The organism is Rathayibacter sp. AY1A7 (assembly GCF_002930845.1).
Classification (GTDB): Bacteria; Actinomycetota; Actinomycetes; order Actinomycetales; family Microbacteriaceae; genus Rathayibacter.
In genome coordinates, this window is sequence record NZ_PSTL01000003.1 from 1 (window position 1) to 25,661 (window position 25,661).

Consider the following 25,661-nt stretch of genomic DNA (forward strand, 5'->3'; position numbering starts at 1 on the left):
CCCCCGCCACCGCCCGCCCGCGGATCCGCGTCGGCGCCGTCCTCTACGGACTCGTCCTCGCCGCCGCCTCGATCGGCCTGCTCGTCGTCTCGGCCGACCCGGTGCTGCGCGCGCAGGTCGTCGAGCGCGGGATCACGCTCGAGCCCGGCGCCGCGCTCGCCCTGGCCGTCGCGGCGCTCGGCGCCATGGCGCTCCTCCTCGGACTCGCCCGCCTGCTCGACCGGCGCGCCGCTCGCGACGACGGCTGACCCCGGCGCGGGACGCCGGGTGCTCGCAACCCCCTGCCCCGCATCCGCCGAGAGGCGCAGACTCGTCCCGGGCGATCGCCCGCCACCCCCTGGAGACGAGACCATGCCCTTCTGCGCCCTCGAGAGCCTCCGCTGATGGAGCTGGGCATCGCCGCGATCGTCGGCGTCTCGGTCCTCGTCGCGGTCGCCGTCTTCTCACGGCGCCTCGGCGTCGCCGCCCCGATCGTCCTCGTGCTCGCCGGCGTCGGCCTCTCGTACATCCCCGGGGTGCCGGAGGTGGTCGTCCCGCACGAGTGGGTGCTCGACGGCGTGCTGCCGCCACTGCTGTACGCGGCGGCGCTCAGCGTCCCGTTCATCGACTTCCGCCGGAATCTGACCACCATCACCGGCCTGTCGGTCGTGCTGGTGCTGATCTCGGCGGCCGGCGTCGGCGCGCTCCTCTTCCTCCTCCTCCCCGAGCTCGGGCTGGGCCTGGCGATCGCCGTGGGCGCGATCATCAGCCCGCCCGACGCCGTCGCCGCGACCTCGGTCGGCCGGCGGCTCGGCCTCCCGCCGCGGCTGCTCACCCTGCTCGAGGGCGAGGGGCTGATCAACGACGCGACCGCGCTGGTCCTCCTCCGCTCGGCCCTCGCCGCCGCCGCGGGGACGCTCGCGACGCCGTGGGCCGCGATCGGCGACTTCCTCTACGCGGTCGTCGTGGCCGTCGTGGTCGGGTTCGTGGCCAGCGTCGTCACCGTCTTCGTCCGCTCGCGGCTCGAGGACCCGGTGCTCAACACCGTCCTCTCCTTCATCGTCCCCTTCGTCGCGTTCATCCCCGCCGAGGGCCTGGGCGCCTCGGGCGTGCTCGCCGTGGTCGTCGCCGGCCTGCACACCGGGCACGCCTCCTCCCGCGCCTTCACCGCCCAGTCGCGGGTGAACGACCGGGTCAACTGGCGCACCGTGCAGTTCCTGCTCGAGAACGGCGTGTTCCTGCTGATCGGTCTCGAGATCCGCTCGCTGATCCACGACGCCGACAGCGCGCGCCTCTCGGTGCCCGGAGCGGTCGGGATCGGGCTGATCGCGGTGGTCGGGCTGATCGTCGTGCGCTTCCTCTGGGTCGGGCCGGTCCTCCTCGGCGAGCGCTGGCAGACCCGCCGGGCCGAGCGCCGGGCCCGCGAGCAGAAGGAGCTGCTCGAGTCGCCCGAGGCGCAGGCGCTGCCGAAGGAGGAGCGCGGCCGGGCGAAGCGGCGCTACCTTTTGCGGCGCAGCGACTACCGGCACTTCAGCCGCAACGGCATCGGCTGGCGCGGCGGTCTGGTGCTCGGCTGGTCCGGGATGCGCGGAGTGGTGACCCTCGCGGCCGCGCAGTCGCTGCCCGAGGACATCCCCTACCGCCCGCAGCTCGTGCTGATCGCCTTCACCGTGGCCGTCGCGACCCTGCTGATCCAGGGCAGCACGCTGCCGCTGCTGATCCGGACGCTGGGCATCCGCGGGATCGACGTGCCCGAGGACCAGCGCGCGCTCGCGGGTCTGCTCGACGAGATCACCGAGAAGGGCCTCTCGGTGCTGGAGCACCCGGGCGACGCCGTCGAGGGCGCCGACGGCGTCGCTCCGGACGTCCTGGAGCGGGTGCGCCAGACGTCGTTCCTCCGCTCCGAGGCCGCCTGGGAGCGCTCGCGCGGCACGGAGCGGTCGGTCGCGGACACTCCGCACCGCCTCTACCGGGCGCTGCGCCTCGCCGTGGTCGCGGCCGAGCGGGAGGCGCTGCTGGACGCGCGCTCGCGCCGCGCCTACCCGCAGCGCATCCTCCGCGACGCCCAGTCGCTGCTCGACCTCGAGGAGACGCGGCTGCGGGTCCGGCGGGGCTCCGAGTCCTGAGGGCTCGGGATCGTGACGATCGCTCCCGGGGATGCCCGCGCTGATCCGCGCCCTGTGGAGGAGCGCCGAGCTCCTCGAGTGCGCCATCCGGATCGACCCCTCGGACCACGGCCGTCCGGCCTCCCCGGCATAGCCCGCCGATGCGTCACCCCCCGTTAAGCCCGCGCTCCCCGCTTCCTCTGGCACTGCCGTCACCCCGCCCGTAACCTGCGGATCGCCTGAGAATCGGAAGCTCGATTCGCCCGCACTCGAAGAGGGGTGGCGGGCCGGGGCGGATCCCCTCGGGCGATATCACGAGGGCCGATCCGCGCGCCAGCCCTCGCAGAGAGGGCAGACGGGGCGCTGAGAGGAACGCTATCCCGTGCGGCGCCGGAGCGCACGCCTCACTTCGTTCGAGTGCTCTCAGGTCCAGTCGAGAGCGGAGCGCTCGGCCCAGTAGCGGGCCGGATCCACGGCGAGCGCCGGGAGCTCCGCGAGCTCCCGGGGCTGCGCGCGCAGGTTGGCCCGCAGCTGCTCCGGAGTCGCCGCGCCGCTCAGCACGACGTCGGCCCAGGGCTGCGCGAGGACGGCCCCCAGGGCGACGGCGTCCGGCGCGGCGCCGGCGTGCTCGATCGGGTGCGCCACGAGCCTCCCGTTGGCGAGGGCCTCCTTGACCACCACCAGCCAGCCGTCGTCGTGCGCGGCGGCGAGCGCCCGGCCCGCGGACTGCTCGAGCGGGTTCCAGGTGCTCTGGACCGCGCTGAACGGCGACTCCGGGATCGCGCGGGCGAGCTCGATCACGCGCGCCTGCTCGGGTCCGCTGGTGGAGAGGCCGACGCGCACTCCGGAGCCGGCGAGGCCGCGCAGTCGGTCCAGCAGCGGGCGGTCGGTGAGGGCCGGGCTCTCGGGAGTGATCGAGTGGACGAGGTAGGAGTCGGGCGCCGAGCCGAGCGCGTCGAGCGTGAGCGGCCACTGGCGGTCGAGCATCGCGACCGAGTGCTCCTTGCGCTCGTGCACCGGCGCATCCATCGCCCACCCGCCGACGTACTCGTAGCCCCACTTCGACTCGATCGTGAGCGCCGCCCGCCGCTCGGGGTGCCGGGCGAGCCAGCCGCCGAGGAACTCCTCCGCCCGCCCGTAGGAGCGCGCGGCGTCGAGGAAGCGGACGCCGGCGTCCCACGCCGCGTCGAGCAGCAGGTGCGTGCGCTCGCGCAGCGCGTCGACGCTCCGCTCGGCCGCGGGGCCGAGGTCGTCGTCGCGCCCTGCCGTGATGTACGCCGGCCGGCCCACGGCCGCCAGCCCGATCCCGAAGCGCTGCATCCCGCCCACGGTACGCCCGTCCCGGAGCTCCGGCAGCCGCTAGCGTCGAGCGGTGACCTCAGCCCTCGACCGCAGCATCCTCCGGCTCGCCGTCCCGGCGCTGGGCTCGCTGGTCGCCGAGCCGCTGTTCCTGCTCACCGACTCCGCCCTGGTCGGCCACCTCGGCGCCGTCCCGCTCGCCGGGCTCGCGCTGGGCGGCACGGTGCTGCAGACGATCGTCGGCCTGATGGTCTTCCTCGCGTACAGCACGACTCCGCGGGTCGGCCGGGCCCTCGGCGAGGGCGACGAGCGGAGGGCCGTGGCGGCCGGGATCGACGGCGGCTGGCTGGCCCTGCTCCTCGGCGCCGGCATCGCCGTGGTGGGCGCGCTGACCGCTCCGGCCGTCGTGGCGCTCTTCGGCGCGGAGCCGGCTGTGGCCGAGGCGGGCGTGCGGTACCTGGCGGTGAGCATGGCCGGGATCCCCGCCATGCTCGGCGTCTTCGCGCTCACCGGGCTCCTCCGCGGCTTCCAGGACACCCGCACTCCGCTGGTGATCGCCGCCGGCGGATTCGCCCTCAACGCCGCTCTCAACGCCGTGCTGATCTACCCGGCCGGCCTGGGGATAACCGGCTCCGCACTGGGGACGGTGATCGCGCAGTGGGCCATGCTCGCGGCCTACGCGGGAGTCGCGCTGCGGCTCGCCCGGAGGGTCGGCGCGCCGCTGCGGCCGCACCTCGCGGGCCTGGCCTCCTCCGCGGGATCCGGCGGCTGGATGCTGCTGCGCACAGCGAGCCTCCGCGCGGCGATCCTGCTCGCGGTCGCGACCGCCACCTCGCTCGGGGCGGAGGAGCTGGGCGCCTTCCAGGTGGCGATGACGCTGTTCTCGACGGTCGCCTTCGCCCTCGACGCGGTGGCGATCGCCGCGCAGGCGCTGCTGGGCCGCCTCCTCGGCGCGGGCGACGCCGAGCAGGCCCGAGCCGTCACGAAACGCTGTGTGACCTGGGGAATCGGTGCAGGAGTAGTGCTCGGAGCGCTGGTCACCGGTCTGAGCGGTGTCCTGCCGTACGTCTTCTCGAGCGACCCGGAGGTGCTGCGGCTGCTGCCCGCGGCGATCGCCGTCGTGGGCCTCACCGCTCCGCTCGGCGGCTACGTCTTCGTGCTCGACGGCGTGCTGATCGGCGCCGGTGACGGCCGCTACCTGGCGCTCAGCGGCCTCGCGAACCTCGCCGTCTTCGTCCCGCTCGCCCTGCTCGCCCCCGCCGCGCCCGCCGAATGGCGCCTCCTCGCGCTCTGGCTCGCCTTCGCCGTCGGCTTCCTCGGCGCCCGCGCGGTCACCCTCGGGCTCCGGGTCCGCAGCGACGTCTGGCTCCGCTGACCGCACTCCTCCCCTGTGGAGAAGCCTGTGGACAACTCCGGTCAGCGCGGCGGTGCGCTGGTGTTCCCGCGGTGGAAGACGGCGTGGAAGCAGACCGCCTCCGCCTCCTCGTCGGCCAGGAGCGCGACCGCGGCCCGTCCCGCCGCACGGCCCTTCTCGACCGCGGGCTGGGCCATCGTCGTGAGGTCGTACTCGGCCGCGAGACCGGGCACCTGCACGCCGTCGAAGCCGACCACCGAGAGGTCCTCGGGCACGCGCAGCCCGCGCTCCTCCGCCGCGAGGATCACGCCCGCGGCCAGCAGATCGCTCTGCGCGACGACCGCGGTCGGCGGCTCCGCCCCCTCGAGCAGCGTGCGGCCCGCGGCGACGCCCTCGTCGACGGAGCTCGCCGCGGCGGCGACGACCGACGCCTCCGGGAAGACGTCCTGCACGCCGAGGAGGCGGTCGACCGGAGTGATGCTGGGGCTCGAGCGCCAGCCGGCCGGGATCGCGCCGCGGCGGCGGTCCTTCGCGAACGGGAGCGCGACCACCGCGACCCGCTCGTGGCCGAGCTCGCGCAGGTGCTCCGCGAGGGTGCGGCTGGCCTCGCGGTTGTCGAGCGAGATCACGGCGCCGCCCAGCTCCGAGAGGCCCTCGACCACGACGACCGGCACCCCCCGGCGGCGCAGCACGGCGACGGAGTCGTCGACCGACGGGCTGCAGCCGACCAGGATCATCGCGTCGACCGGGGCCGTCGCCAGCAGGCCCGCGCCGTCGCCGGTCTCGGTGAGCAGCAGGATCCCGGCGTCGACCCCGCCGAGCACGTCGGCGATCCCGTCGAGCATGGCGATCTTGATCGGGTCGCGGAACGCGTGCAGCATCCGCTCGTCCACGACGACCCCCACGATCCCCGAGCGGCCGCGGCGGAGCGAGCGCGCCCGCGGGTCGGGGCCGGCGTAGTCGAGCTCGGACGCCGCGCGCAGCACCCGCTCCTTCGTGGCCTCCGAGACGGGGCCGGAGCCGCTGAAGACCAGCGAGGCGGTGGAGGGGGACACTCCGGCCCGGCTCGCGACGCGGGCGAGCGTCGGCCGGGGGCTCTTGCGGGGTTCCACGTTCCTCCTCGTGGGGGCGGCGCACTCGTCGTCGGTTGACCGGCCCCGGGGTTCCGGATAGCTTAGACCGGCTCGCTTCGAATCGATTCGACCGTGCCTCTCGATCCGGTGTCCGGATCCCGCCCGCACCAGGAGAACCGCCATGACCTCGACGTCCGCGCTCACGCGCCCGCAGCTGGTCGCCTGGCGCAACGCCGTCTTCACGATCTTCGTCCTCAGCGGGATCTCGATCGCCACCTGGGTCTCGCGCACCCCCGCCATCCGCGACGAGCTCCAGCTCTCGACCGCCGGAGTGGGCCTGCTGATCCTCTCGATGTCGATCGGCGCGATCGTCGGACTCGCGTTCTCGACGCCGGTCATGGGCGCGATCGGCGCCCGGCGCGGCATGGCGCTCGGCCTCACCGTCTCGGCGGCGGGCCTCGCGGTGCTGGGCGTCTCGGCCGACGTCATCGGCGTCCTCCCCGCGGCCTTCGCCGGCATGGCGATGCTCGGCTTCGGCAACGGAGCGGTCGACGTGATGATGAACGTCGAGGGAGCGGCCAACGAGAAGGCCTTCGGCAAGACGCTCCTGCCGCTGTTCCACGCCTTCTTCAGCCTCGGCACCGTGGCCGGCGCGCTGATCGGCGCGGGCGCCTCCGCCCTGGCCGTGCCCGTCGCCGTCCACCTCGGCGCGATCGCCGTGGTGATCGCCGTGACCGCGGTGATCGCGATCCGCTTCGTCCCGGTCCGCGAGGAGCTCGACACCTCCGGCGCGGCGACCACGGTGAAGCCGCCGGTCCGCGAGCGCGTCGCCGCCTCCCTCGGCGTCTGGCGCGACGGCCGCCTCGTCCTCATCGGCCTGATCATGCTGGGCATGGCCTTCGCCGAGGGCTCCGCGAACGACTGGCTGACCCTGGCGATGGTCGACGGCCACGGCACCGACAAGACGACCGCCGCCGTCGTATTCGGCGTGTTCGTCGCCGCCATGACCGTCGGACGCGTGATCGGCGGGCCCGTGCTCGACCGCTTCGGCCGCGTCCCGGTGCTGCGCGCCTCCGCCGGGCTCGCGATCGTCGGCATCCTGCTGTTCATCCTCGCCCCGGTCGACGCGCTCGTCGTCGTCGGCGCGGTCGCCTGGGGTCTGGGCTGCTCGCTCGGCTTCCCGGTGGGCATGTCGGCCGCGGCGGAGGGGCCGCACTCGGCCGCCCGCGTCAGCGCGGTGGCGATGCTCGGCTACGTCGCGTTCCTGGTCGGACCGCCGGCGATCGGCTTCCTCGGCGAGCACTACGGCCTGCTGAACGCCCTCTTCCTGGTGCTGGCCCTGGTGGTCGTGGCCGGGCTCGCCTCCCCCGCCGCCCGCAGCCGGCGGAGCTGACCGCCCCGCCCTCGACGCCGCCGCAAGCCCCCGTGCGGCCCGGGCGCCCCGACGCGCCTCCCCCTAGGCTTCCCAGGACGGCGGCGGAGGGGGAGCGGATGCGGTACCGAGCGCGCGACGGCGCCCTGCTCCACGTCGACGAGCACGGAGCCGGTCAGGGGCGGCCCCTGGTGGTCGTCCCCGGCGAGCCGGAGCGCCATCCCTCCTACCTTGGCTCGTTCGCCTCGATCGCCTGCACGCGCCGCGTCCTCGTGCTGCACCCGCGCGGAGTGGGCGGCTCCGCGGAGCTGCCTCCCGCTCCCCCGGCCACGACGGCCGCCGACGTGGAGGACCTGCGCCGCCACCTCGGCGTCGACGAGCTCGATCTCGCCGCGCACGACTCCGGCTGCCGCGCCGTCCTGCTCGCCGCCGTGGACGCGCCCGAGCGCGTCGCCCACCTGCTCCTGATCGCCCCCGGCACCGCCTGGCTCGGGATCGACGACCGGGCTGCCGGTCACACGACTCCCGCCGGCTCCGACGACACCGCGGCGATCCGCGACGCTCTGCAGCGCCTCGACTGCCCCGCGGTCGTCCTCGGCGGCGAGGACGATCCGGTGACGGGCGTCGCCGCTCTGGAGGCGCTCACCGCGCTCCTGCCGCAGGCGAGCCTGGCCGTCATCGAGTCGAGCGGCCACCACCCGTGGGCGGAGGCGCCGGCCGAGTTCGCGGTCGCGCTGCGCGCCTCGCTCTCGGTGCCGCCGCCCGCTCCTCCGCTCGGCCGCCGGCCTCCCGTCGCCGCGCGCTGAGCCGGGAGCCCGCCGGAGCCGCGCCGTCTATCCTCGACGGGTGCGTCTCGTCATCGCGCGCTGCTCCGTCGACTACACCGGCCGTCTCAGCGCCCACCTCCCGCTCGCCACCCGCCTCCTGCTCGTCAAGGCCGACGGGAGCGTCCTCATCCACTCCGACGGCGGCTCCTACAAGCCGCTGAACTGGATGAGCCCTCCCTGCACGCTGATCACGGGCGAGCCCGACGAGGAGGCGCGCGCCGCGGGAGTGACGCAGCAGTGGACCGTCGCGCACCGCAAGACCGGCGACGCTCTCGTCGTCTCGATCCACGAGGTGCTGCACGATTCGGCGCACGAGCTCGGCGTCGATCCGGGACTCGTGAAGGACGGAGTGGAGTCGCATCTCCAGCGCCTTCTCGCCGAGCAGATCGGCCTCCTCGGAGAGGGGCACACTCTCGTCCGGCGCGAGTACATGACCGCGATCGGCCCGGTCGACATCCTCGCCCGCGATTCCTCGGGAGCCGCCGTCGCCGTCGAGATCAAGCGCCGCGGCGAGATCGACGGAGTGGAGCAGCTCACCCGCTATCTCGAGCTGATGAATCGCGATCCGCACCTCTTCCCGGTGACGGGAGTCTTCGCCGCTCAGGAGATCAAGCCGCAGGCGCGGACTCTCGCCGAGGACCGCGGAATCCGTTGCGTGGTGCTCGACTACGAGGCCATGCGCGGCACCGACGACTCCCACACCCGCCTGTTCTGACAGGCACGGCGAAGGCGCGGCGACAGGCACGGCGAAGGCCCCCGCGATCGGATCACGGGGGCCTTCCGCTCACCGGGCGCGAGGCCCGGGAATGCGGCGTCTCACCGGGCCGAGAGCCCGGCGGCCGCTACTTGTGGGCGGCCTGGTAGGCGGCCTGGACCTCGGAGGGGATGCGTCCGCGGTCGGAGACGGGGTGGCCGTTGGCGTTCGCCCACTCGCGGATGGCCTTGAGCTGCTTGGGGTCGCTCTTGGAGGCGGTCGCGACGCTCGTGGCGGCCGCGGGGCGCGAGCCGACACGGCGGGCGCTCGAGACGAACTTCTCGAGCGCCGAGTGGAGCTCGGCGATGTTGTCGGGGCCGAGATCGATCTCGTAGTTGGCGCCCTCGATGCTGAAGCGGACGGTACCGCCGTCACCGGAATCGATAAGGGTTCCGTCGATATCGTCGACAAGCGTGATCTTCTGGGCCACTTTTCCTCCTGGAGTTCGCGGGACCGGACTGTCTCGACCCGGACCGGTAGAGACATTACCCCCTTTCACAATCGAGTGCGCCATGAATGGCGCCATTCGTCCCTTTCTCGCGCCATGTCGAGGGGAATGTTCAGGATAAGCGGAGGCAATCACGGCTGAATCGAGCTGTTCGCCACCAGCCGTCGAATGGAGGACACGGTGTCCGCAGACAGCCGTAACGATTCCGGACACCGATCGCGCGCATTCCCGGGAACCGGTCCCGGCGATTCCGATCACGCCCCGGTCTTCGTTAGCGTGGAGCCATGGCACGACGAGGCGGACCCCCTGCACGCCCGGCGCGACCCGGTCCGTACCGCAATGCGGAGGCTCGGGAAGCCCTGGAGGCGCTCGTCGCCGCTCCCACCGCCGAGGCCGTCGACCGGCTGCTCGAGGCCTGCCTCGACGGCTCCCTCGTGGTCGACGTCACGGGCTCCCAGCCCGGAGGCGTGCCGCACGTCCGCACCGTCGCGACGACCACCGGGGAGCAGGTCCTGCCGCTGTTCACCTCCACGGACGAGGTGCGCACCGCGGTCCCCCGGCAGCAGCATCCGCGGGTGCAGATGCTGGTCCTCCCCGGACGCGAGGCCTTCGCGCTGATCCGCACCGCCGACTTCGTCGCCGTGCAGCTCGACCCCGGCTCGATCGCCCAGGTCGTCACCCGTTCGTTCGTCGAACGGGCTCTGGACGCCGAACGGCCGTAGAGTGTGGCCCCCGGCGGGGCAGCGCCGACGTCACCCCGTCCTCCGAGGTCAGGAGCCCGCCATGTCCGACACGACCCTCGCCGCCACCGGCCTCGACGCGCGAGCCGGCACCTGGTCCTGCATCCTGTTCGACCTCGACGGCACGATCACCGACTCGGCCCCCGGCATCACCGGCACCCTCGTCGAGACCTTCGTCGAGCTGGGCCGCCCCGTGCCCGCTCCGGCCGAGCTGCTGGCCTACGTCGGCCCTCCGCTGCTCGAGGCGTTCCGCGAGCTCGGCGGGATGACCGTCGAGGAGGCGCAGGCCGCGCTCGTGGTCTACCGCCGCCGCTACAACGCGGGCGGGCTGTTCGACTCCTCGGTCTACCCGGGGCTGCCCGAGGTGCTCGCGCGCATCGCCGAGGCCGGCGTGCCGCTCTCGCTCGCGACCTCCAAGCCGGAGTCGGCGGCCACGCGCATCCTCGAGCACTACGGACTGGCGCAGTACTTCACGGTGATCTGCGGCGCCTCCGAGGACGAGGTCCGCAGCGCCAAGGCCGACGTCGTGGAGGAGGCGCTGCGCCGGCTCCGCGAGCTCGGCGTCGACCTCTCGGCGCCGGTGATGGTGGGCGACCGCGAGCACGACGTGCAGGGCGCCGCCGCCCACGGCGTGCCGACGATCATGGTCGAGTGGGGCTACGGATCGCCGCTCGAGGCGGTCGGGACGATCGCGCTGGTGTCCGGCGCCGAGGAGCTCGCGGACCTCCTGCTCCCGTGACCTGCGTACGATGAGGGCATGACTGGTCTGGGCGTCGTCCTCTCGTTCGTGCTGTTCCTCGGCGGGATCCTCGTTCTCGGCAACTCGTTCCTGCTGCCCGACATCGCCGGATTCCTCTTCGTCGGCGGCATCCTGATGATCTCGGGATCGCTCGCCGTCGCGTTCCACGTCCTGCCGAAGTCGCAGTAGCCGGGTCGCTCCGGGCGGCCGCCTCCGCGGCTCGCCGCTCCGCTCAGCCCAGCGTGCTCGCGTCGAGGTTGATGACTGCATTGATGTAGACCGCCTCGCCGGCTCCGGCGATCGTCGGGTTCATCCGGAGCAGCTGCTGCACCGGGATCCCGAAGCGCTGCGCGATGTCGAAGAACGTGTCGCCCTGCACCACGGTGTAGCTCACGATGTCCCCCTCCCCGTCGCGGGTCGGCTCGCCGTTCGCCCCGGGAACCGCGCCGTTGTCGACCGCGAAGGCGGTCTCGGGGATGTCCGGTGTCGCGTTCGGCGTGAAGGTGACCGTCGCCTCGGGGACCGGCGCGAAGACCGTGGCCGTCGCTTGCGGGAGCGCCGCCGTGACGGTCGGGTCCGGTACCGGAGTCGGCGTCGCCGTGGCGAACACGGTGACCGTGACCGTGGGAGCCGGAGCGGGCGCCGAGCACCCCGCGAGCGCGAGCACACCGGCCAGTGCCGTCGCTCCGATGACCGTCCTGCGCATGTCCCCCGCCCTCCGCGCGCCCCGCGGCGCCCGCTCCACCCTAGGAGACGGGGCGGCCGGGGGCACGTGCGCTGTCGCAGGAGGCCGGTTCTGCGGATCCACCGTCGTGCAGGGAGCTCCGCGGTCGCCGGGGCCGGGTCGGCCTCACCGGGACCGGGTCAGGACGGGGGCTCGGTGAGCAGGCGCAGCCCGCCGCCGCTGTTCGCCGCGTCCATCAGGAGCTCGACCCAGGTCGGGTTGATCGTCGGCTGCCGGCTCCCCGCGAAGTGGAACTGCAGGGCGATGTTCGGGTTCATCCAGAAGGAGTGGCGGCCCCGCGCGCCCTCGGGCATCGAGTCGAGGGTGAGGCTGAAGCGCTCGTCGCGGCGGAACTTCGCGTAGATCACGATCTGGAGGTGGGCCAGGGTCCGGTCCTCGATCTCGATGACGGCGGGAGGAGTGCCGTAGAGGAATTGACCCATGCCGCCAGACTATAGGCCCCTCGGCTTATTACTAGTCAGTCTAGCTATTTCGCCGCGGAGGGTTCCGCCGGGTCGGCTTCGTCCGTATCGTGCCCGTCGCCGTGCTCCGCGTCGATCTCGTCGACGGCCGCACTCATCCGGCGGAGGAAGTTGACGACGACCTCGGCCTCGGGGGCGTCCAGGTCCTCGGCGATCTCGAGCATCCGGCGGTGCATCTCCTGGAGCGTGGCGCGCACCTCGTCGTCGCTGTCGACGGTCGCCTCCACGACGATCCCGCGCCGGTCGGTCGGGTTGGGCTTGCGCACGAGGTGGCCGCTGCGGACCAGGCGGTCGATGAGGACCGTGGTCGACGCGGACGAGATGGAGAGGTGCGAGGCCAGGTCCTTGCCGGTCACCAGCTCGCCCTTGCGCTGCTGGCGGAGCAGGTACTGGATGGCGATCAGGTCCGTCTCGCCCATCGCCATCCGCTCACGCGTGCGGCGGCGCATCGAGACCTCGGAGACGCGGTACGTGCGCATCGCGCTCAGCACCTCGACAGCGCGGCGGGTGGACGACTCGTCCGGGTACCAGTACCCGGCGCCGCTCCGCAGGCTCGTGTCGCTCATCCGCACATCCTAGACCGGCTGATCACCAGGCCGTCTAGCGAGTCGCCCGCGCCTACGCTGGACCGGTGACCGCCACCCTCGTCGCCAAGGGCCTCTCCGGAGGCTATGCGCACCGCACCCTGTTCGACGGACTCGACCTGACGGTCGCCCCCGGGGACGTGGTGGGCGTCGTCGGGGCGAACGGAGCCGGCAAGTCGACGCTCCTGCGCATCCTCGCGGGCGAGACGGCTCCGCTCGAGGGCTCCGTCGTGCTCTCGCCGGGCGACGCCTTCGTCGGCTGGCTGCCGCAGGAGCACGAGCGCCGCGAGGGCGAGACCGTCGCCGGCTACATCGCGCGCCGCACCGGCTGCGCCGAGGCCTCCGCCGAGCTCGACGCCGCCGCCGCCGCCCTGGCCGACCCCGATCCCGACGGCTCGATCGCGGACCGGTACGCCCTCGCTCTCGACCGCTGGCTCGCGAGCGGCGCGGCCGACCTCGACGAGCGCACCCCGGTCGTCCTGGCCGACCTGGGCCTGTCGCTCGGCGCCGCGGCCGCCTCCTCGACGATGACCTCCCTCTCCGGCGGGCAGGCGGCGCGGGTCGGCCTCGCGGCACTGCTGCTCTCGCGCTTCGACGTGGTGCTGCTCGACGAGCCGACCAACGACCTCGACCTCGACGGCCTGGAGCGCCTGGAGGCCTTCGTCCGCGGGCTCCGCGGCGGCGCGGTCCTCGTGAGCCACGATCGCGAGTTCCTCGCCCGCAGCGTCACCCGCGTGCTCGAGCTCGATCTCGCGCAGGGCACCAACCGGGTCTACGGAGGCGGCTACGACGCGTTCCTGGAGGAGCGCGAGACCGCGCGCCGCCAGCGCCGCGAGAAGTACGAGGACTTCGCCGAGCAGAAGGCCGACCTGGTCTCCCGCGCCCGCACCCAGCGGGAGTGGTCGAGCCAGGGCGTGCGCAACGCGATGAAGAAGGCCCCCGACAACGACAAGATCCGCCGCAAGGCCTCGGCGGAGTCGAGCGAGAAGCAGGCGCAGAAGGTGCGCCAGATGGAGAGCCGGATCGCGCGGCTCGAGGAGGTCGAGGAGCCGCGCAAGGAGTGGCAGCTCGCCTTCACGATCGGCAGCGCCCCGCGCTCGAGCTCGGTCGTCTCGACGCTGAACGGCGCGGTCGCCCGCCGCGGCGCCTTCACGCTCGGGCCGGTGTCGCTCCAGGTCGACGCGGGCGACCGGATCGGCATCACCGGGCCCAACGGCGCCGGCAAGTCGACGCTGCTGTCGCTCCTCCTCGGCCGCGCCGAGCCGGAGGAGGGCGGCGCCTCCCTCGGAGCGAGCGTGGCGATCGGCGAGATCGATCAGGCCCGCGGGATGCTCGCCGCCGAGGTGCCGCTCGCGGACGCGTTCGAGGCGCTGGTGCCCGAGTGGCCGACCGCCGAGGTCCGCACCCTGCTGGCGAAATTCGGGCTGAAGGCCGACCACGTCGGCCGCCGCGTCGGCGAGCTCTCGCCGGGCGAGCGGACGCGGGCCGCCCTGGCGCTCCTCCAGGCCCGCGGCACGAACCTCCTGGTGCTCGACGAGCCGACCAACCACCTCGACCTCGTCGCCATCGAGCAGCTGGAGGAGGCGCTCGAGGCGTACGAGGGCACGCTGCTGCTGGTCACCCACGACCGGCGGATGCTCGAGACGGTGCAGCTGACGCGGCACTGGCACGTCGAGGCGGGCGTCGTCACGGAGGCGTGACGCCCGCCGCCGCGTCAGTCCCCGGAGGCCCGCGCCGCCTCGTCCTCGCGCCAGCCGGCCTCCTTCTGCACGTACTCGTTGTCGGCGAACTCCGCGAAGTCGCTCTCGTCGGTGATCCGGCGCACCTCGAGGCGGTTGCCGGGCACCAGCGGGCAGCGCAGCGCCCACTCGCGGGCCTGCTCCTTCGAGTCGACCCCGATGATCCAGAAGCCGTTGAAGAGCGACTCGGTCGGGCCGTAGGCGCCGTCGACGACGGTCGGCGGCTCGGAGGAGAAGTCGACCACGAAGCCGGAGGAGGCGACGTCGTCGGCCAGGCCGTCGCCCGAGAGCAGCACGCCCGCCTCGATCATCGCCTCGTTGTACTGCCCCATCCGGGTGATGATCTCGTCGAACGGGATGGAGGCGTAGGCCTCCTTCGCCGCATCGGTCGCGCGCATGATCAGCATGTACTTCATCGGGTCTCCCTGGAGTCGGTGCGCGGGGGCGCAGGGCCTACTCTGGCCCATCCGGGGTGCCGGCGGAACGGTGGGTCCCGAGCGTCTGCGCCACGGGGGCGAGCGCGGAGCGACGGACCTTGCCCGCGTCGCTCCGAACGGGCTCGTGCACGATCCGGAGGGCTCGGAGGCGCCGCTCAGCGCCCAGCTCGGCGTTCGCCCGAGCGAGCAGACCGGCCGGGTCCACGCCCGCGTCGCCCACGTCGACGACCGCCTCAACCGCCTGCCCCAGCTCCGTGTCCGGCACGCCGAAGGCGACCGCCCCGCGGACTCCGGGCAGGGCCTCCAGCACCCGCTCGACCTCGGCCGGCCAGACGCTCACTCCGCCCCGGAGGATCAGATCGTCGGCGCGGTCGACCACCCAGAGCCACCCGTCCCCGTCGACGCGGCCGACGTCGCCGAGGGTGTCCCAGCCCTCCTCCGTCCGCCGCGAGCCCGCGCCGAGGTAGCGGTAGGCGGGGGCCTCGCCGCGGTGCAGCCAGATGCGGCCGAGCTCGCCGGTCGGAGCCTCCGTGCCGTCCTCCCGCTGGATGCGCAGGGTCGTCCCGCTGATCGGCCGTCCGACACTGCCCGGGTGCTCCAGCCACTCCCGGCCCGTGATCATCGTCAGTCCGTTCGACTCGCTGCCCGCATAGACCTCGACCACCCGCTCCGGGCCGAGCCAGCCGATCAGCGCCCGCTTGTCGGCGGGCGCGCAGGGCGCTCCGAGGTGCAGCACCGTCGCGAGCGAGGACACGTCCGCCCCCGACCGCTCGGGCGCAGCCAGCAGGCGGCGGATCGTGGTCGGGACGAGCAGGGTCCAGGTGACGCGGTGCTCCTCGATCGCCGCGAGGACCCGGGCGGCGTCGAACCGCGGCAGCAGCACCAGGCGCTGCCCGGTCATCAGCCCGCGGAAGGCGTAGGTGAAGGTCGCCGAGTGCATCAGCGGGCCGCTCACCAGCTGCACGCCCTCGCGCGGCAGGAACGGCGCGACCGGCGCGTCCGGATCCAGCAGCGCCGGGCCCGCGGCCAGCACCACCTTCGGCCGCCCCGTGCTGCCGGAGGAGGTGGGCGCCTTCCAGGACGAGGCCCACCGGTCCTCGAGCGAGCCGGCCGGCACCTCCGGCCCGGGCCGCCAGTCGCCCGCGCGCCACGGGACAGCGGAGGAGGAGGGCGCGCCGATGACGAGCGCCGGCCGCGCGATCCGCTCCACCTCGGCGCGCTCCGCCGCCGACAGCCCGGTCGAGACCGGCTGCGGCACGGCGCCCGCCTTCCAGACCGCCGCGCAGACGACGAGCGCGTCCAGCGAGTTCGAGAGCGAGACGGTGACGAGGTCGTCGGTCCGGACGCCGAGATCGCGGTAGGCGCGGGCGAGGCGGGTGCTCTCGCGGTCGAGCTCCCCCGCCGTCAGCGCGCCCTCGTCGGCCACGGCGACGATCCGGTCGGGATCGGCGTCGGCGAGACCGGTGACGATGCGCGAGATCGACCGGCGGGTCACCGGCGGCGCCCGATCGTGTCCAGGCGGCAGGACGGAGTCATCCGGGCACGCCTGCTCGCGCGGATCCCGGCCCGTCCGGAGGAGTTCCTCCTGAGCTCTGAACCGAGCCGTCGAGCACCCGCTCGTAGAACCGCAGATGCGCGGCCGCGACGTCGTCCCAGGAGTGCGAGGCGGCCAGGGCCCGGCCGTCCGGCGAGGGCAGCGTCAGGGCCTCCTCCAGCGCGTCGGCGAAGGAGGCGGGGTCCCGCCCGTAGCGGACCGCGTCCCCGAACACCTCGTGGATCACCGGCAGCTCCCGCGCCACGACCGGCACCCCCGCGGCGAGCGCCTCCATCGCCGCCAGCCCGAACCCCTCCTTCACCGAGACGAAGCCCAGCGCGGAGGCGCCGGCGACGAGCGGAGCGAGCCTCTCCTCCGGAACGGTGCCGAGGATCACCGGAGCGATCCCGAGCTCGGCCGCCCTCCGGTCGAAGGCGGCCCGGTACTCGCGGTAGTCGAACAGGGTCTCGCCGCCGCCGAACACCAGCGCGACGTCGTGGCCGCGCTCGCGCAGCAGAGCCCACGCCTCGAGCAGCTCGATGCTGCCCTTCCGCGGCTCGATGCCGCCGAGGGCGAGGAGGTACGGGCCGAGCTCGGCCCGCCACCCCCCGGTCAGCGGATCGTCGACGGCGGCCGCGAACCGCGCCGCGTCGACACCGTTCGGGATCACGTCGGGCAGCAGCCCCCAGCCGGCGCGCACCTCCTCGGCGACCGCAGCGGACACGCACAGCCGGGTCAGGGGGAGCCGGACGGCGCGGTCGTGGCAGGCGCGCAGCTCCGGGGTGGTGAAGTCGTCCAGGTGGTGGATCGTGCGGATCGGCGCGAGTCCGGCGGCGAGCGCCGCGTTGGCCGAGATGCAGTCCTGCGCGTGGACGACCGGGGCGTCCTCGCCCCGCAGGGCCTCGGCCATCGCGGCGATGGACCGAACGATGCGGGCGCCGACCGGCTCGCCCTCGCGGTGCGGAAAGGGCACCACCCGCACGGTCACGCACGGATCGACGGGGCGGAAGAAGGAGTCGTCGCCGCCCCGGGCGAGCGTGCGCACCGTGACGTCGTGTCCGGCGCGCGCGAGCGCCTCGGCGAGGGCGAGGGTGTGCACCACCCCGCCGCGCGGCCGGGTGGAGTAGGTCAGCAGGCAGATCCGCATCTCAGCTCCGGTAGGCGTGCTCCGCGCGGTCGCGGAGGTGGTGCATCGTGCGGCGGGCGCGGGCGACGGAGCCGGCGACGTCAGCGGAGGCGAGCGCGAGCCCGCCCTTCGCCCAGGTCTTCGCGATGATCTCTCCCGCCGGATCCACGACCTTCGCCTGCCCGAGGAACCGCAGGCCGCCGAGCACGCCGGTCTGGTTCGAGGAGACGAGGTAGACCTGGTTCTCGGCGGCGCGGGCGCAGTCGTAGAGATCGAACAGGTGGGCCTGGCGGTCGTTGCGGATCCGATCGGAGCGGTCGGTCACGCTCGCGGGCCACGCGCTGAGGCAGGCCAGCACCTCCGCGCCGTCGAGGGCCAGCGAGCGCGAGGACTCAGGGAAGGTCTTGTCGAAGTCGATCAGCATCCCCATCCTCCCGATCGGCGAGTCGAAGGCGGCGAAGCCGCGACCCGGCAGGTACGCCTCGGACTCGCCCAGCGGCAGGTGGACCTTGCGGTGCGTGCCGATCAAGCGCCCGCCGTGCACGCAGACCGCGGTGTCGTAGCGGACCTCGCGACCGCCCTCGAGCGCGCGCTCCGCGATCCCGAAGCACACGGTGAGATCGCCCGCCAGCTCGGCCACGCGGGCGACCTCCGGCCCATCGAGCTCGAGGCTCGGCGGCAGGTCCGGCCCGGGGTGCTGGAGGTCGAGCAGGTAGCCGCCGAGGGTCGCGTCCGGGAGCACGAGCAGGTCGACCGAGCGCTCGCGGGCGTGAGCGATGATGCCGGCGAGCTTGGCGAGGGTGCGGTCGATGTCGCGACCGAAGTGCGCTGCGACCGCACCCATCACCGTCTCCGTCATGCGAGGAGGCTATCCGGCAAGATCCGGCTCGCGCTCCCGAGCGAAGCGCCCCGCCTCGCGCACTCGCCGGACCTCCTCCGCCAGGTGCCCCGCATCGCGGGCGATCGCCTCGAAGCGGCCGGACCCCCAGGTGTGCAGCCACGGCAGCCCGAGGAACGACAGGCCCGGCACGCTCGTCACTCCGCGCTGGTGGGTGGGATGGCCGGCGCCGTCGAACACGCCGATCTCGACCCAGTGGTAGTCGGAGCGGAACCCGACCGCCCAGACGACGCTGCCGATGCGCGCGAGGTCGAGCTCTGTCGCCTCGGACTCCGGCCGCCAGACCGGACGGCAGCGGGCCTCCTCGGGAGCGTCGATGCCGTGCGCCGCGATGTAGCGGTCGATGTCGTCCTTGATCGACTCCGCGACCGAGTCCGCGTAGTCGAGCGAGGCCTCCGCCGTGGGGGCGAAGCGCAGCCGCGACCCCTCCACCTCGGCCAGCCGGCCGTAGAGGTGCATCCCGTCGCGGGCGAAGGCGCGCAGGTCGATGTCCCGCCCGCCCCCGCGCCCCGTCACGTAGTGGTTGGTCGACTCCCGCTTGGTGAGCCCGCCGACCTGCGCGTGGACGGGCACGTCGTACACGCCCATGTCCTGGAGCCAGGCGACGCAGTCGCGGCCCCGGTAGAAGCGCGCCACCCGCGGTGCGCTGCCGAGGGCGAGGTGGACGTCGCGCCCGGCGAGGAAGAGGTCCTCGGCGATCTGCGCGCCCGACTGCCCGGATCCGACGACGAGCACGCCGCCGGGCGGGAGCGCCTCCGGCGAGCGGTAGTCCGCGGAGTGGAGCTGCAGCACGTCCACCGGCAGCCGCGCGGCGACGGCGGGGAGGACCGGGCGGTGGTAGCCGCCGGTCGCCACGACGACCTGGTCGGCCGTGATCGAGCCCGCGCTCGTGACCAGCTCGAATCCTCCCCCGGCGCGCTCGCGCAGCCGGCTCACCTCCACGCCCTCGACCACCGGGGCGTCGAAGCTCTGCGCGTAGCGGCGCACCCACGCGTGCACCTCGTCGCGCGTCATGAATCCGTCCGGGTCCGGCCCGTCGTAGGGGTACCCGGGGAGGCGGCACTGCCAGTTCGGCGTGACGAGGGTGAAGGCGTCCCAGCGGCGGTCGACCCAGTCGTGGCCGATGCTCGCGCGCTCGAGCACGACGTGCTCGATGCCGTCGTCGACCAGGTGCCGGCTGATCGAGAGCCCGGCCTGCCCGCCTCCGACCACCGCGACCTCGACGTGGCGCCCGGGCTCGATCGCGGCACTCACGGCCGCACCCGCTGCCCGGCCGGGGCGGGCGGCTCCATCGCGAGCACCCTGACCGTGCCGCCCTCGAAGCGCTTCGCCGTGCGGAGGATGTCGGACTCCTGCTGCATCGCGGAGGTGCAGGCGAACCCGAACCGCTCCCGCACCCGGTCCGACGCGATGCGCAGCGCCTCGCTCGAACGGGCGACGAAGTCCTCGAGCGAGTAGGCGGTCCCGGTCCCGAGGAACTCGTGCACGACCAGGCTCGGCGAGTAGCAGCGCTCCTCCGAGCCGTCCGGCCAGCGGACGTGGAAGGTCATCTCAGGCATGGACGAGTCCTCCGTTCCAGACGCGGCCGATGTCGTAGGCGTCGGGCCGCCGGTCGCGCAGGTGGAACATCCCGCCGCGCATCGCCTCGAACGTGCCGCGCACGTCGATGTCGGCGACGGCCACGCCTGCTCCGAGCAGCGTCGTCGCGAGCACGTTGCCGCCGGGATCGACGACCTTCGCGTTCCCGACGTAGCGGAGCGAGCCGAAGGTCCCCGACTGGTTCGAGGCGAGCCAGAACACCTGGTTGTCGAGGGCGCGGGCGATGTCGAACTGGTTGAACCGGTAGGTCCAGCGGTCCTCCTGCAGGTTCTCGGCGGTCGCCGTCCGAGCGGCCGGCCACGCCGAGAGCGAGGCGATGATCTCGGCCCCGTCCAGCGCCATCGACCGCGCCGCCTCGGGGAACGCCTTGTCGTAGCAGATCTGCAGTCCCACCCGGCCGACCGGCGTCTCGAAGGTGCCGTAGCCCGGGCCCGGCGAGTACGAGAGGTGCTCGCCCAGCGGCTGGTGCACCTTCCGGTAGCTGCCGTACACCTGCCCGCCGTCCAGCAGCGCGGCCGCGTTGTAGCGGGTCTCGCCGTCGTCGTCGAGCTCGCAGAAGCCGATCGCCACCACCAGGTCGCCGACGATCTCCTGCACCCGCCGCAGCTCCGGCCCGTCCAGGCGCACCGCCGGCGGGAGGGAGCGGCGGGTGGTGGCGACCGTGTCGCCGTGGTTGCCGAGCGAGGAGAGGTAGCCGCCGATCGCGGCCTCGGGGAGCACGAGGAAGCGCACCCCCCTCTCGCGGGCCTCCTCGGCCAGGGAGGCGATGAGCGCGTAGTTCTGCTCCAGGTCGCGGGTGAAGTTCGCAGCGACCGATCCGACGAGGGTCATCGCGATCGCCTACAGGTTGTAGGTGGAGTTGATGATCGCGCCCTTGCGGGCGTAGTGGATGAGCGCGTCCTGCACGTCGAGCGGGTGGCAGGGGATGCAGCCCTCGATCAGGTCCTCCTCGCGGAGGCCGTGCAGCGCCATGCCGAACCGGCAGACGAAGACGCGGTTCCCCTCCTGGACGAAGGTCTCGATGGCGTTGTTGAGGTTCTGCTCGCCGGGGAATCCGGAGTCGCCGACCGTCGGGAAGCCGCGGGTGGCCATCGCGTTGATGGTGCCGGGCCCGTAGAAGTAGAGCGCGGACTCGTAGCCCTTGCGCGCCGCGCGGGTGGCCTGGAGCACCGCGACGAAGCTGACCGAGGACTCGTGGGCGATGCCGTGCACGAGGGTCAGGTACGACTCCCCGGGCTCGGCCTGGTAGTCGGGGAAGACCTTGGTGGAGCCGTAGAGGTTGCTGCCCTTCGGGAGCGCCGGGTGGGCGATCTCGGAGCGCGACTTCTCGATGTTGGCGCTGACCTGGTCTTCGATCTCCTGGGAGACGGACATGGTTCCTCCTGGTGTCGGTCCGCCGAAGCGGCGTGCGAGTGCATGGCTCCGGCGGGATGCGCTGAGACGACGCGGGACGACGTCCGCCGGGGTGGAGCAGTGGTGCGGAGTGGAACGCGTCCAGTCAACGGCCGGGATGTTTCGGAGTGGTTTCCACCGGAAGAAGCTCCCGTGACGGCGTATCCGTAACGAGACCGCGTTCCTCCCGTCACGAGGGCGAAACACGAGGCGCCTTGACTGGGGGGTGAGACGACCGCACCGACATCCCGGCCGCCGCTGTGCGCGGCCCGTCCGGCCCGCTCCGCGGTGCCACGAAGGAGTCCTCGTGACCGATCTCCGCAGTCCCTCCCCCGCGTCCTCGCCGCCGGCAACCGGTGCGGCGCACCCGGCCGCCGGCCCGCACCCGGTCGGCGGGGCGCACTCCCCGGGCGGGGCGCACTCGACCGGGATCCGCCGCACCGGCCCCTCCGCCCTCCGCACCCGCGTCGACATCGCCCTGCAGGGCATCCGCGTCGAGGCACCGGTGCACCGCGAGGCCGGCGCCGGCCCGAGCGACGACGGGCACGTGATGCTCGGCGGCCTGGGCGCCGCGATCCCGGTGAACCCCGACAGCCCCTACGTGGTGAGCGGGAACCGCCTCCTGCTCGAGGGCGCCGACATCGGCCTGGACGTGACTCCCGTCCGCCGCCCGCGCTTCTACGATCTCGACACCGCCGACGGCGTCTCCTACGAGAAGATCGCCCGGCTGCACGGCCGTGACATCCTCGCGACCACCGTCGTCCAGACCTGCATGCGCTACGACGAGGCGGAGCGCTGCCGCTTCTGCGCGATCGAGGCCTCGCTCGAAGCCGGTGCGACCATCGCGGTCAAGACCCCGGCCCAGCTCGCCGAGGTCGCGGAGGCGGCGGTCCGCCTCGACGGCGTGCGCCAGATGGTGATGACCACCGGCACCTCCAAGGGCCGCGACCGCGGAGCGGCCCACCTCGCGCGCTGCGTCCGCGCGGTGCTCGCGGCGGTCCCCGGGCTGCCGATCCAGGTGCAGTGCGAGCCGCCCTCCGACGTCTCGGCGCTGCAGGCGCTGAAGGACGCGGGCGCCGTCTCGATCGGCATCCACGTGGAGTCGATGGACGACGCGGTGCGGCAGCGCTGGACCCCGGGCAAGGCGCGGGTCAGCCTGGACGAGTACCGCTGGGCGTGGCGCGAGGCGGTGCGGATCTTCGGCCGCAACCAGGTCTCGACCTACCTCCTGGTGGGCCTCGGCGAGGACCCGGACGAGCTGGTCACGAGCGCCCGCGAGCTGATCGGGATGGGGGTCTACCCCTTCGTGGTGCCCTTCCGTCCGCTGCGCGGGACCCTGGCGACCGAGGTCGACCACGTGCTCCCGCCGGCCGGGTCACTGCTGGAGCGGGTCAGCGCCGAGGTCGCCGCGCTCCTGATCGAGGCCGGGATGCTGAGCAGCGGCCAGAGTGCGGGCTGCGCGGCGTGCGGGGCCTGCGGCGTCCTGAAGACGGCCGGCGCCTGATGGTGGAGCTCTCGATCCTCGAGGGTGTTCGGGTCGCGCCTGCGTTCACGGTGGTGCGGGCGGAGGAGCGCGAGCTCGCCGCGCACCGGGCCCTGCGGCGCGAGGTCTTCGTCGCCGAGCAGGGGCTGTTCGCGGGCGACGACCACGACGACGACGACGACGATCCGCGCTCGGTGGTGCTCGTCGCGGTGGCGCCGGACGGCGCGGTGCTCGGCGGGGTCCGGCTCGCGCCTGTGGGCGGCGGACGCGATCTGGGCTGGTGGACCGGCAGCCGCCTGGTGGTGGCGCGCGAGGCGCGGGGCGGCTCCGGGATCGGCGCCGCCCTCGTGCGCGCGGCCTGCGCCGAGGCGGAGGCGCGCGGGGTGCTCCGCTTCGAGGCCTCGGTGCAGCTGCGCAACGAGGTGCTGTTCCGGCGGCTCGGCTGGCGGAGGATCGGCACGAGCACCGTCGCCGGAGTCGAGCACGCCCGGATGCGCTGGCCGATCGACCGGCTCGACCGGGCGGCGACCGCGGCCAAGGCGGCCCTCGGCGCCCTTCTGGCTCCGCTGGCGGCCGAGGGGGGCCTCGGTGGGGCGGGCTTCGTCGGCGACGACGGAGCACCGGTCCCGGGCAGCGACCTGATCGCCGTCTGCGACGCGATCGTCCCGTCCATGGTGGAGCGCCACCCGGAGTGGGCGGGGTGGTGCTCGGTGCTGGTCAACGTCAACGACCTCACCGCGATGGGCGCGACCGGCATCGGGCTGATGGACGCGATCGGCGCTCGCGACGCGGCCGCCGCCGCGCGCATCGTGAGCGGTCTGCGGGCCGCCTCCGCCGCCTGGGGCGTCCCCGTGCTCGGCGGGCACACCCAGCTCGGAGTGCCGGCGGCCCTGAGCGTCACCGGTCTCGGCCGTACCGCGGCGCCGGTGCCGGGCGCGGCCGCTCCGGGCGACGAGCTCTCGCTGACGGCCGACCTCGGGGGCGGCTGGCGGCCCGGCTTCGCGGGCGCCCAGTGGGACTCGACGTCGTCCCGGCGCGCGGAGGAGCTCCGGGCGATGGCCGCCTCCGTCGGACTCGCGCGGCCGAGGGCGGCGAAGGACGTGAGCATGGCCGGGCTGGTGGGGACGGTCGGCATGCTCGCCGAGGCCAGCGGAGGAGGAGCGGTGATCGACCTCGCGGCGGTCCCCGTCCCCGAGGCGGCCGGCACCGCCGACTGGCTCGGCTGCTTCCCCGGCTTCGCGATGATCACCGCCGACCGGCGGGGGGAGTCGAGGATGGGCACACCCTGGACCGCGACGGCCGCGGTGGGGAGCGTCGTCACGGAGCCGGGCGTGCGGCTGCGCTGGCCGGACGGCGAGGAGACGACGGCGATCGCCGGTGCGGTGACGGGGCTCGGCGCAGCGGGCTGACGGGCCGGGCCGGAGGCGCATCGTCCTCGGCGCGGCCGTGAGACGCAACCCCGCGCAGATCCTCGCCGAGCGGCGGAGACTGGCGGCGACCCGTTGCTCGACGGGCGCTCATCGACGGAAGGAACGACCCCATGGTGGATCTCGGAGGACTCGCGGACAAGGCGAAGAACGCCGTGAACAGCGACAAGGGCGAGGAGCTGACCGACAAGGGACTCGACAAGGCGGGCGACGCCGCCGACTCCGCGACCGGCGGGAAGTTCGCCGGCCAGGTCGACAAGGCCCAGGAGGCCGGCGACCAGCACGTCGGCAACGACTGACCGCCGGGCGGCCCTTCCGCGCTGTCGCGGAGGGCCGCCCGTCCGTCAGTCCCGGTCGCCGAGCCCGCGCAGCAGCGCCCGCACCACGGCGACGGAGCGATCGGCCGCGTCGTCGACGTGCGCCTCGAACTCGCCGGGGGCGCAGAGGTCCGAGATCCCGCGGACCGAGACGAACGGCAGCCCGTGCACGTGCGCCGTCTGCGCGAGGGCGACGGACTCCATGTCGGTGGCGAGCGCGCCGGGGAAGTCGTTCCGCACGCGGTCCACGTGGGCGCTCGAGACGAAGACGTCGCTCGAGACGATCAGGCCGCGGCGCACCGGCGGCCCCTCCAGCAGCTCGAGCTCCGCGGCGAGCGCCGCGTCGTACCCGGAGTAGCGGGCGGGCATCCCCGGAACCTGCCCGAGCGCGTAGCCGAACGCCCGCGCATCGGCGTCGGTCTGCACGTACTCGGCGCCGATCACGACCTCGCCCACGCGGACGTCGGCGCCCAGGCCGCCGGCGGTCCCCGCGCTCACCACGAGCGGCCGGGAGCCGCCCTCCCGCAGGATCGCTGCGGTGAGACCGCCGGCCGCGTTGACGAGGCCGATGCCGGTGCGGACGAGCAGCACCGCGCGGGAGTCGAGCTCGAGCTCCCACTGCAGCGCGTTGCCGACGGCGCGCGGCTCGGAGGCGCTGGACGCGGCGGCGAGGAACGGCGTGGCCTCCTCGTCCATCGCGACCAGGACGATCGCCGTGCTCACGCGGTGACCGTCTCCCACTCCGAGCGGTGCGCGAGGAACGTGCGCGCTGCCTCCTGCGCCCCCTCGAGGGAGTGGTTGGCGCCCCAGCCGCACTGGGTCTCGTTGGCGGCCGGGACCTCGTCGGCCTCGGTGATGTCCTGGAGCGTCGCCTCGACCAGGCCGAGCACCTCGGAGAGCTCGGGCTCGCCCGAGAGGAGCAGGTAGAAGCCGGTCTGGCAGCCCATCGGCGAGAAGTCGATCACGCGGTCGGAGTGGTTGCGGGACTTCTCGGCGAAAAGGTGCTCGAGCGAGTGCACGGTGGGCATCTCGAGGTGCCCGCGGTTCGGCTGGGTGAAGCGCACGTCGTACTTGACGAGGTGGTCGCCTCCGGGCAGCGTCTTCGCGTCGGCGAGGCGCACGTACGGCGCTGCGACGGTGCGGTGGTCGAGGTTGAACGACTCGACGTTCATGCGCGGCTGATCCACGGTGGTCTCCTTCGCTGGGGGTCCCTCCATTGTCCTCCGCTC

29 protein-coding genes are annotated in these 25,661 nt (G+C 73.8%); 13 read left to right on the top strand and 16 right to left on the bottom strand.

From position 1 onward, the window contains the following. A partial coding sequence (locus tag C5B95_RS17365) for a hypothetical protein (RefSeq protein ID WP_181027191.1) occupies nucleotides 1–248 on the top strand: 248 nt, incomplete at its 5' end. A 135-nt stretch (nucleotides 249–383) separates the two neighbouring features. Further along, nucleotides 384–2,105, top strand: a complete 1,722-nt coding sequence (locus C5B95_RS03670; protein ID WP_104348515.1) for a sodium:proton antiporter — start codon at nucleotides 384–386, stop codon at nucleotides 2,103–2,105. A gap of 402 nt (nucleotides 2,106–2,507) precedes the next feature. Here C5B95_RS03670 and C5B95_RS03675 read toward each other — a convergent pair whose 3' ends face one another. Continuing rightward, complete coding sequence (locus C5B95_RS03675; RefSeq protein ID WP_104348516.1) at nucleotides 2,508–3,404, bottom strand: aldo/keto reductase; 897 nt, start codon at nucleotides 3,402–3,404, stop codon at nucleotides 2,508–2,510. 52 nt (nucleotides 3,405–3,456) lie between these two features. Here C5B95_RS03675 and C5B95_RS03680 point away from each other — a divergent pair, with 52 nt between their 5' ends. After that, nucleotides 3,457–4,758 carry an MATE family efflux transporter gene (locus C5B95_RS03680; protein WP_104222620.1) on the top strand — a complete coding sequence of 434 codons (1,302 nt, stop codon included), beginning with the start codon at nucleotides 3,457–3,459 and terminating at the stop codon, nucleotides 4,756–4,758. A gap of 41 nt (nucleotides 4,759–4,799) precedes the next feature. On the opposite strand, the gene C5B95_RS03685 is transcribed toward C5B95_RS03680, so the two are convergent. Beyond that, on the bottom strand, nucleotides 4,800–5,849 hold the full coding sequence (locus tag C5B95_RS03685; protein WP_104335426.1) for a LacI family DNA-binding transcriptional regulator: 1,050 nt from the start codon (nucleotides 5,847–5,849) through the stop codon (nucleotides 4,800–4,802). A 142-nt stretch (nucleotides 5,850–5,991) separates the two neighbouring features. Between C5B95_RS03685 and C5B95_RS03690 the strand changes: the two genes are divergently transcribed. The 3 genes from C5B95_RS03690 (at nucleotide 5,992) to nucS (ending at nucleotide 8,724) form a co-directional block, all read left to right on the top strand. Continuing rightward, nucleotides 5,992–7,203, top strand: coding sequence for an MFS transporter (locus tag C5B95_RS03690; RefSeq protein WP_104225755.1), 1,212 nt, complete (start codon nucleotides 5,992–5,994; stop codon nucleotides 7,201–7,203). Nucleotides 7,204–7,301: 98 nt separating this feature from the next. Further along, complete coding sequence (locus tag C5B95_RS03695) at nucleotides 7,302–7,988, top strand: alpha/beta fold hydrolase (protein ID WP_104308166.1); 687 nt, start codon at nucleotides 7,302–7,304, stop codon at nucleotides 7,986–7,988. Nucleotides 7,989–8,028: 40 nt separating this feature from the next. After that, complete coding sequence (gene nucS / locus C5B95_RS03700) at nucleotides 8,029–8,724, top strand: endonuclease NucS (RefSeq protein WP_104222623.1); 696 nt, start codon at nucleotides 8,029–8,031, stop codon at nucleotides 8,722–8,724. A gap of 127 nt (nucleotides 8,725–8,851) precedes the next feature. Here nucS and C5B95_RS03705 read toward each other — a convergent pair whose 3' ends face one another. Next, nucleotides 8,852–9,193, bottom strand: a complete 342-nt coding sequence (locus C5B95_RS03705; RefSeq protein WP_104222624.1) for an Lsr2 family protein — start codon at nucleotides 9,191–9,193, stop codon at nucleotides 8,852–8,854. Between the two features lie 302 nt (nucleotides 9,194–9,495). On the opposite strand from C5B95_RS03705, the gene C5B95_RS03710 reads away from it, so the two are divergent. The 3 genes from C5B95_RS03710 to C5B95_RS17370 all read left to right on the top strand — a co-directional run bounded on the left by C5B95_RS03710 (nucleotide 9,496) and on the right by C5B95_RS17370 (nucleotide 10,879). Further along, nucleotides 9,496–9,933, top strand: coding sequence for an SseB family protein (locus C5B95_RS03710; protein WP_104222625.1), 438 nt, complete (start codon nucleotides 9,496–9,498; stop codon nucleotides 9,931–9,933). 61 nt (nucleotides 9,934–9,994) lie between these two features. After that, nucleotides 9,995–10,690: an HAD hydrolase-like protein gene (locus C5B95_RS03715; protein WP_104222626.1), complete on the top strand. Its 696-nt coding sequence runs from the start codon at nucleotides 9,995–9,997 to the stop codon at nucleotides 10,688–10,690. An 18-nt stretch (nucleotides 10,691–10,708) separates the two neighbouring features. Then, entirely contained in the window at nucleotides 10,709–10,879 is a 171-nt protein-coding gene (locus C5B95_RS17370; protein ID WP_159911733.1) for a hypothetical protein, read from the top strand. A gap of 43 nt (nucleotides 10,880–10,922) precedes the next feature. Here the strand turns inward: C5B95_RS17370 and C5B95_RS03720 are convergent, their stop codons facing one another. The 3 genes from C5B95_RS03720 to C5B95_RS03730 all read right to left on the bottom strand — a co-directional run bounded on the left by C5B95_RS03720 (nucleotide 10,923) and on the right by C5B95_RS03730 (nucleotide 12,462). Then, the gene (locus C5B95_RS03720; RefSeq protein ID WP_104222627.1) at nucleotides 10,923–11,396 is read right to left on the bottom strand and encodes a LysM domain-containing protein; all 474 of its coding nucleotides are present in this window, start codon (nucleotides 11,394–11,396) and stop codon (nucleotides 10,923–10,925) included. Nucleotides 11,397–11,554: 158 nt separating this feature from the next. Next, on the bottom strand, nucleotides 11,555–11,857 hold the full coding sequence (locus tag C5B95_RS03725) for a hypothetical protein (RefSeq protein ID WP_068250131.1): 303 nt from the start codon (nucleotides 11,855–11,857) through the stop codon (nucleotides 11,555–11,557). A gap of 44 nt (nucleotides 11,858–11,901) precedes the next feature. Further along, nucleotides 11,902–12,462 carry a MarR family winged helix-turn-helix transcriptional regulator gene (locus tag C5B95_RS03730; protein WP_104256423.1) on the bottom strand — a complete coding sequence of 187 codons (561 nt, stop codon included), beginning with the start codon at nucleotides 12,460–12,462 and terminating at the stop codon, nucleotides 11,902–11,904. A gap of 65 nt (nucleotides 12,463–12,527) precedes the next feature. Here C5B95_RS03730 and C5B95_RS03735 point away from each other — a divergent pair, with 65 nt between their 5' ends. Further along, nucleotides 12,528–14,180 (top strand): ABC-F family ATP-binding cassette domain-containing protein, encoded by a 1,653-nt coding sequence (locus C5B95_RS03735; protein ID WP_104308167.1) that lies wholly within the window; start codon nucleotides 12,528–12,530, stop codon nucleotides 14,178–14,180. Between the two features lie 14 nt (nucleotides 14,181–14,194). Here C5B95_RS03735 and C5B95_RS03740 read toward each other — a convergent pair whose 3' ends face one another. Genes C5B95_RS03740 through C5B95_RS03775 form a run of 8 tightly spaced genes read right to left on the bottom strand, consistent with a single transcriptional unit; the run spans nucleotide 14,195 to nucleotide 21,187 of the window. After that, complete coding sequence (locus C5B95_RS03740) at nucleotides 14,195–14,635, bottom strand: YciI family protein (RefSeq protein ID WP_104222630.1); 441 nt, start codon at nucleotides 14,633–14,635, stop codon at nucleotides 14,195–14,197. 37 nt (nucleotides 14,636–14,672) lie between these two features. Next, a complete protein-coding gene (locus C5B95_RS03745) occupies nucleotides 14,673–16,151 on the bottom strand; it encodes an AMP-binding protein (protein WP_104348517.1) in 1,479 nt (492 codons plus the stop codon). Between the two features lie 37 nt (nucleotides 16,152–16,188). After that, nucleotides 16,189–17,337, bottom strand: a complete 1,149-nt coding sequence (locus tag C5B95_RS03750) for an MSMEG_0565 family glycosyltransferase (RefSeq protein ID WP_104222632.1) — start codon at nucleotides 17,335–17,337, stop codon at nucleotides 16,189–16,191. A 1-nt stretch (nucleotide 17,338) separates the two neighbouring features. Further along, nucleotides 17,339–18,175 (bottom strand): carbon-nitrogen hydrolase family protein, encoded by an 837-nt coding sequence (locus tag C5B95_RS03755; protein WP_104250272.1) that lies wholly within the window; start codon nucleotides 18,173–18,175, stop codon nucleotides 17,339–17,341. Nucleotides 18,176–18,184: 9 nt separating this feature from the next. Beyond that, nucleotides 18,185–19,468 carry an MSMEG_0569 family flavin-dependent oxidoreductase gene (locus tag C5B95_RS03760; protein ID WP_219813813.1) on the bottom strand — a complete coding sequence of 428 codons (1,284 nt, stop codon included), beginning with the start codon at nucleotides 19,466–19,468 and terminating at the stop codon, nucleotides 18,185–18,187. Then, a complete protein-coding gene (locus C5B95_RS03765) occupies nucleotides 19,465–19,773 on the bottom strand; it encodes an MSMEG_0570 family nitrogen starvation response protein (protein ID WP_104348518.1) in 309 nt (102 codons plus the stop codon). The genes C5B95_RS03760 and C5B95_RS03765 overlap by 4 nt, the downstream gene beginning before the upstream one ends. Further along, nucleotides 19,766–20,644: a carbon-nitrogen hydrolase family protein gene (locus tag C5B95_RS03770; protein ID WP_104348519.1), complete on the bottom strand. Its 879-nt coding sequence runs from the start codon at nucleotides 20,642–20,644 to the stop codon at nucleotides 19,766–19,768. The genes C5B95_RS03765 and C5B95_RS03770 overlap by 8 nt, the downstream gene beginning before the upstream one ends. A gap of 9 nt (nucleotides 20,645–20,653) precedes the next feature. After that, nucleotides 20,654–21,187, bottom strand: a complete 534-nt coding sequence (locus C5B95_RS03775) for an MSMEG_0572/Sll0783 family nitrogen starvation response protein (RefSeq protein ID WP_104237998.1) — start codon at nucleotides 21,185–21,187, stop codon at nucleotides 20,654–20,656. Nucleotides 21,188–21,512: 325 nt separating this feature from the next. Between C5B95_RS03775 and C5B95_RS03780 the strand changes: the two genes are divergently transcribed. The 3 genes from C5B95_RS03780 to C5B95_RS03790 all read left to right on the top strand — a co-directional run bounded on the left by C5B95_RS03780 (nucleotide 21,513) and on the right by C5B95_RS03790 (nucleotide 24,414). After that, nucleotides 21,513–22,709: an MSMEG_0568 family radical SAM protein gene (locus tag C5B95_RS03780; protein WP_258059779.1), complete on the top strand. Its 1,197-nt coding sequence runs from the start codon at nucleotides 21,513–21,515 to the stop codon at nucleotides 22,707–22,709. After that, nucleotides 22,709–24,097: an MSMEG_0567/sll0787 family protein gene (locus C5B95_RS03785; protein ID WP_104348520.1), complete on the top strand. Its 1,389-nt coding sequence runs from the start codon at nucleotides 22,709–22,711 to the stop codon at nucleotides 24,095–24,097. Before C5B95_RS03780 ends, C5B95_RS03785 begins: the two co-directional genes overlap by 1 nt. 131 nt (nucleotides 24,098–24,228) lie before the next feature. After that, nucleotides 24,229–24,414, top strand: coding sequence for an antitoxin (locus C5B95_RS03790; protein ID WP_104222638.1), 186 nt, complete (start codon nucleotides 24,229–24,231; stop codon nucleotides 24,412–24,414). Between the two features lie 45 nt (nucleotides 24,415–24,459). Here the strand turns inward: C5B95_RS03790 and mtnN are convergent, their stop codons facing one another. Further along, a complete protein-coding gene (gene mtnN, locus C5B95_RS03795) occupies nucleotides 24,460–25,155 on the bottom strand; it encodes a 5'-methylthioadenosine/S-adenosylhomocysteine nucleosidase (protein ID WP_258059780.1) in 696 nt (231 codons plus the stop codon). After that, nucleotides 25,152–25,604, bottom strand: coding sequence for an S-ribosylhomocysteine lyase (locus C5B95_RS03800; RefSeq protein ID WP_104222722.1), 453 nt, complete (start codon nucleotides 25,602–25,604; stop codon nucleotides 25,152–25,154). The genes mtnN and C5B95_RS03800 overlap by 4 nt, the downstream gene beginning before the upstream one ends. Nucleotides 25,605–25,661 lie beyond the last annotated feature (57 nt).

Bases quoted from the DNA above. Each gene is read 5' to 3' on its own strand.
- C5B95_RS03670 (WP_104348515.1), top strand. From the start codon at position 384: ATGGAGCTGGGCATCGCCGCGATCGTCGGCGTCTCGGTCCTCGTCGCG.
- C5B95_RS03675 (WP_104348516.1), bottom strand. From the start codon at position 3,404: ATGCAGCGCTTCGGGATCGGGCTGGCGGCCGTGGGCCGGCCGGCGTAC.
- C5B95_RS03690 (WP_104225755.1), top strand. From the start codon at position 5,992: ATGACCTCGACGTCCGCGCTCACGCGCCCGCAGCTGGTCGCCTGGCGC.
- C5B95_RS03695 (WP_104308166.1), top strand. From the start codon at position 7,302: ATGCGGTACCGAGCGCGCGACGGCGCCCTGCTCCACGTCGACGAGCAC.
- C5B95_RS03710 (WP_104222625.1), top strand. From the start codon at position 9,496: ATGGCACGACGAGGCGGACCCCCTGCACGCCCGGCGCGACCCGGTCCG.
- C5B95_RS03715 (WP_104222626.1), top strand. From the start codon at position 9,995: ATGTCCGACACGACCCTCGCCGCCACCGGCCTCGACGCGCGAGCCGGC.
- C5B95_RS17370 (WP_159911733.1), top strand. From the start codon at position 10,709: ATGACTGGTCTGGGCGTCGTCCTCTCGTTCGTGCTGTTCCTCGGCGGG.
- C5B95_RS03720 (WP_104222627.1), bottom strand. From the start codon at position 11,396: ATGCGCAGGACGGTCATCGGAGCGACGGCACTGGCCGGTGTGCTCGCG.
- C5B95_RS03725 (WP_068250131.1), bottom strand. From the start codon at position 11,857: ATGGGTCAATTCCTCTACGGCACTCCTCCCGCCGTCATCGAGATCGAG.
- C5B95_RS03730 (WP_104256423.1), bottom strand. From the start codon at position 12,462: ATGAGCGACACGAGCCTGCGGAGCGGCGCCGGGTACTGGTACCCGGAC.
- C5B95_RS03740 (WP_104222630.1), bottom strand. From the start codon at position 14,635: ATGAAGTACATGCTGATCATGCGCGCGACCGATGCGGCGAAGGAGGCC.
- C5B95_RS03750 (WP_104222632.1), bottom strand. From the start codon at position 17,337: ATGCGGATCTGCCTGCTGACCTACTCCACCCGGCCGCGCGGCGGGGTG.
- C5B95_RS03755 (WP_104250272.1), bottom strand. From the start codon at position 18,175: ATGACGGAGACGGTGATGGGTGCGGTCGCAGCGCACTTCGGTCGCGAC.
- C5B95_RS03765 (WP_104348518.1), bottom strand. From the start codon at position 19,773: ATGCCTGAGATGACCTTCCACGTCCGCTGGCCGGACGGCTCGGAGGAG.
- C5B95_RS03770 (WP_104348519.1), bottom strand. From the start codon at position 20,644: ATGACCCTCGTCGGATCGGTCGCTGCGAACTTCACCCGCGACCTGGAG.
- C5B95_RS03775 (WP_104237998.1), bottom strand. From the start codon at position 21,187: ATGTCCGTCTCCCAGGAGATCGAAGACCAGGTCAGCGCCAACATCGAG.
- C5B95_RS03785 (WP_104348520.1), top strand. From the start codon at position 22,709: ATGGTGGAGCTCTCGATCCTCGAGGGTGTTCGGGTCGCGCCTGCGTTC.
- C5B95_RS03790 (WP_104222638.1), top strand. From the start codon at position 24,229: ATGGTGGATCTCGGAGGACTCGCGGACAAGGCGAAGAACGCCGTGAAC.
- C5B95_RS03800 (WP_104222722.1), bottom strand. From the start codon at position 25,604: ATGAACGTCGAGTCGTTCAACCTCGACCACCGCACCGTCGCAGCGCCG.